The organism is Candidatus Binatia bacterium, from assembly GCA_036382395.1.
Taxonomy (GTDB): domain Bacteria; phylum Desulfobacterota; class Binatia; order HRBIN30; family HRBIN30; genus JAGDMS01.
Map to the genome: position 1 here is coordinate 1 of DASVHW010000425.1, position 3,829 is coordinate 3,829.

General features: G+C 64.0%; 2 protein-coding genes. Both read left to right on the plus strand.

What is annotated here, in order from left to right:
* Window positions 1-123: 123 nt before the first annotated feature.
* Window positions 124-3,000 (plus strand): ATP-binding protein, encoded by a 2,877-nt coding sequence (locus VF515_20965; GenBank protein ID HEX7410099.1) that lies wholly within the window; start codon window positions 124-126, stop codon window positions 2,998-3,000.
* Window positions 3,001-3,133: 133 nt separating this feature from the next.
* The coding region (locus VF515_20970) for a hypothetical protein (protein ID HEX7410100.1) at window positions 3,134-3,829 on the plus strand (696 nt) is incomplete at its 3' end.

Consider the following 3,829-nt stretch of genomic DNA (forward strand, 5'->3'; position numbering starts at 1 on the left):
TACCTGGGCTGCGCGGCGATGGCAACGGAAACATGGTCGCGAGGCCACCGAATTGCCACATCGACTTGCCGCGTCCTTGCGCCGTGTGGAATGTCGATGTAGTACGCCGTACCGCATCCACTGATGGCGTCATCAACAATCGCTGCACGAGAGACCACCATTCCGGCTGAGTTGACGGCCTGGGTCACGTGGCTGCGCGCTGGCGTGATTCTGTGGGTGTCCGCCCTCGTGATGGTGGGGTACCGGTTCGCCCGCCAGCCCATCCACCTGCTTCCGGCCCTCGGCGTTGCGACCGTCGCGTTCCTCGTGAATGTCTTGTTGGCCGAGGTGGCGCGCCGCGCGACGCAGCGGCCGGGACCCGCTGCTGATCGCGTTCGCGTGCGCGTCCTCTATGCCGGAGGATTCCTCGACACCGTTGCGTTGAGCCTCGTTGTGCTGTTCACCGGCGGGTTCATGAGCCCGTGGTTGTATTTCTTCCTGGCCACGAGCACCGTATCGAGTGTCATACTGCCACCAGGAGCAGGCCGGGTCCTGACCGCGGTCAACGCGCTGGCGGCGATGCTGGTGATTGGCATTTCCGTCACCGGAGAGTGGCCATCGCCGCCCACGTGGCAGGCGCTGGAGGGCGGGGGCCTGCCGAGTTTCGCCTTGATCGTGGGGCTCAGCCTGATCAGTCTGATGTGGCTGACAGCCTACACGGTGAGCGTGCCGGTGGAGAGCGCACGCGATGCGGCTCGCTTCCAGCAAGGCTTGGCGGAGATTACGCTGACGCTGCAACGGGCTCGAGGCGTCGAGGCAGCCGTGGCGGCGGTGTGTGCGCACGCCCACCGGTGGTTTGGTGTCGACCGCTCGCTCATCATGCTGCTCGAAGGCGAGGAGTTGGTGGTCAAGGCCGCGGAGGGGTCCGGCAGTTCTCACCTCCTCGGCCGTCGAACGCCCGTCAGCCATCCCGCGTCTCTGGACGTCGAGGTCTTACGGCGGCGAAACGGATTGTACGTCAACGGCATCCCCCGATCGGGCTACGCCCACTACCCGCTGGTTGAAGAGTTAGGGGACGAAGCCATTCTGCTCGTTCCCTTGATCGGCACCTTCGGTGTGTTCGGGGTGCTCAGCGTGGCGAACCGGCGCCGCTCTGCCGGTTTCACGGCGACCATGCTCCAGCGCGCGGGCATTCTGGCAGCCCAGACGGGTGTGGCTGTGGAGAACGCGCGGCTCCTGGACCGCGTGCGCGAAGAAGCCGACAGCGTTACGGCCCTGCTGGCAGGGCTCGAACGATTGACCAAATCGCACGAGCTGCCGGCGCTGCTCACCGAGCTGAATCGTATCGGGACGGAAATGGCCGGGTGCAACCGCAGCGCAACTTTTCTGTGGGACCCGCAGCGGGAGACGTTTTACTTCGGCTCGACGTTCGGCGCCCCGTCCGAGTCGATTGAAGCGATGCGCCAACTGGAATTCGCACGGAACACCGTCCCCATGGTCGAGAGAATCCTGGCGGGGGAGACCTGCGTGATAACGCCGGCGACGGCCGTAACCTTATTGCCGCCTGAGTTCCAGTGGGAGTCCTTCGGAGCCAGCGCCATCATCCCGTTGCTGACGGAGAACACGGTCCAGGGGGCGATGACCGTTAGTTACGTGGACCCCGAGCGCGAATTCACTTCCGAGCAACTGTTGATGCTGCGCGGCATCGCCCGCTACGCGGCCTTGGCTATCGAACGTGCCCGTCTGATGGCGCAGGAACGCGAAGCCGCCGCTGCCGCTGAGGCGCTGGTGACACTGGGGCGCGACCTCAGCGCCAGGCTCGACCACCGGCAGGTCGTGGACCGTATTCCCCAGATGGCGGCCACCGCTGCCGCCGCCGATTTTGCCGTGCTCACATCTTGGGATCGGGACGTACATGAGACTCGCATACTCGGGGTGCACGGCTTCCCACCCGACCAGACGGAGCAATTGCTGCAACTCTCCCTGGATACGCAACGGTCGGCGTTGGCGGATGCCGTCTGGCACGACGGCCACTTCGAAATCCAACACCCACAGCCGTTGCTGCTGGCGAGCCCCGATCTCATGAAGACCTTCCGGGTCAGCAGCCTCTTCTGCTCGATCTTCGGCCCGGTCGACCGGCGGATGGGGAGCCTGACGGTTGGCTACCGCAGCCGCACCGGCCCATTCTCGGCGGCGCAGAAGCGGCTGATCGACGGCATCGCGCAACAGGCCGCGGTGGTGCTGGAGAACACGCGTCTGGTCGAGGACCTGCGGCGCGCCAACCGTCTGAAGTCGGACTTCCTCAGCACCGTGTCGCACGAGTTACGTACGCCGCTGAATGCCATCATCGGCTACGCCGACCTGTTGCGTGAACAAGCGATGGGTCCGCTCCACCCCGAGCAGCAGGAGGCCTTGGACGTCATCGGCAAGAAGAGCCTGCAGCTGCTCGAGTTGATCAACGCGACCCTGGACGTCACGCGGATCGAGTCGGGGCAGGTCCAACTCGACGCCTCCGAGTTTACCTTGCCCGACCTGGTGGCGGAGATCGGGCAGGATCTGGCGGATGAAGTGCCGCCGTTGGTCGAATTCCGTTGCGCGGCCGCGCCCCTGTTGCCGGTGCTGCACACCGATCGCCTGAAGCTGAAAACGATCATCAAGAACCTGGCGCACAATGCCCTCAAATTCACGCGGCGGGGATCCGTGGAGGTCCGGGCAGAGCTGGCACCGCATCCATCCTTCGTGCGGGTGGTGGTGTCTGACACCGGCATCGGCATTGGGGACGAAGACGTCAAAGCGATCTTTGAGATGTTCCGTCAGATCGAGCCGGCCATGACCCGGCGGTTCGGCGGTGTCGGCCTCGGCCTCTATATTGTTCAACGCCTGCTTGACCTCATCGGCGGCACGATCGACGTGAACAGCCGCGTCGGTGTGGGTTCGACCTTCACCGCTGTCGTGCCCGTTCGGTTTCCCGGAGGAAGCCGAGAAGTGGAAGGGCCGAAAGAGATACGTGAGCCTACTTGACGGACAGGCCGCTTTTGTAGCAAATAGAGTGAGCGTGGACCCGGTGGGAAAGCCAACAGATGCATCACGCGCCTCCGTTTGGGGCGTCGACAGCAGCCGAGGCAACTGCCTCACTAGCCAGAGGAGAGATACAATGAAGACATCCGATTACTTTGGGTCATCTCGTAGCAGGTATGCGAGTGCGGCCATTCTCGCTTTTGCCCTCACGCTCGGCTTGGCGCCGAGAGCCGTGCGGGCGGCATGCCCAACACCGGTGCCATGCATCGGCGATTGCGATGGCAAGGGCACTGTGACCGTGGATGAAATCTTGACGATGGTGAACATCGCTCTCGGCAACACGGCTGTTTCAGCCTGCTTGGCGGGCGATGGCAATTGCGACGGCAGCATAACGGTCGATGAAATCCTCACGGCAGTGAACGCCGCCCTCAACGGCTGCGCTCCTCCCCCGTTAGCATGCGGCAACGGCGTAGTCGACGCCGGGGAAGAGTGCGATACCGGTGGCTGGTGCATCGGCGGTGCCAACGCTGGCACAGCTTGCACCTCCGAGGGGCAGTGCCAGGGCAATGGCGTTTGTGTCGGCGGTACGAATCTAGAGGTCGCGTGCGCCAACGATGCGGCGTGCCCTGGTGGCAAGTGCGTCCATTGCGTTCCCGCCGGCAACAGCACGATTCCTGGGGACGCTACGCATACTTGCGCCGCGAACTGCACGATTGAAACCAAGATCCACACCACTTTGGACCCGGCTAGCAGCGCCGTGTTGTACAGCATAGTGCTCGGCGGGTCCCTGCCTTTGAGTCTGTCGGGCACCCAGGATGTCCTTGTCGGCAAG

Coding starts and splice junctions, on each gene's coding strand:
- VF515_20965 (HEX7410099.1), top strand. CDS start 124: ATGGCGTCATCAACAATCGCTGCACGAGAGACCACCATTCCGGCTGAG.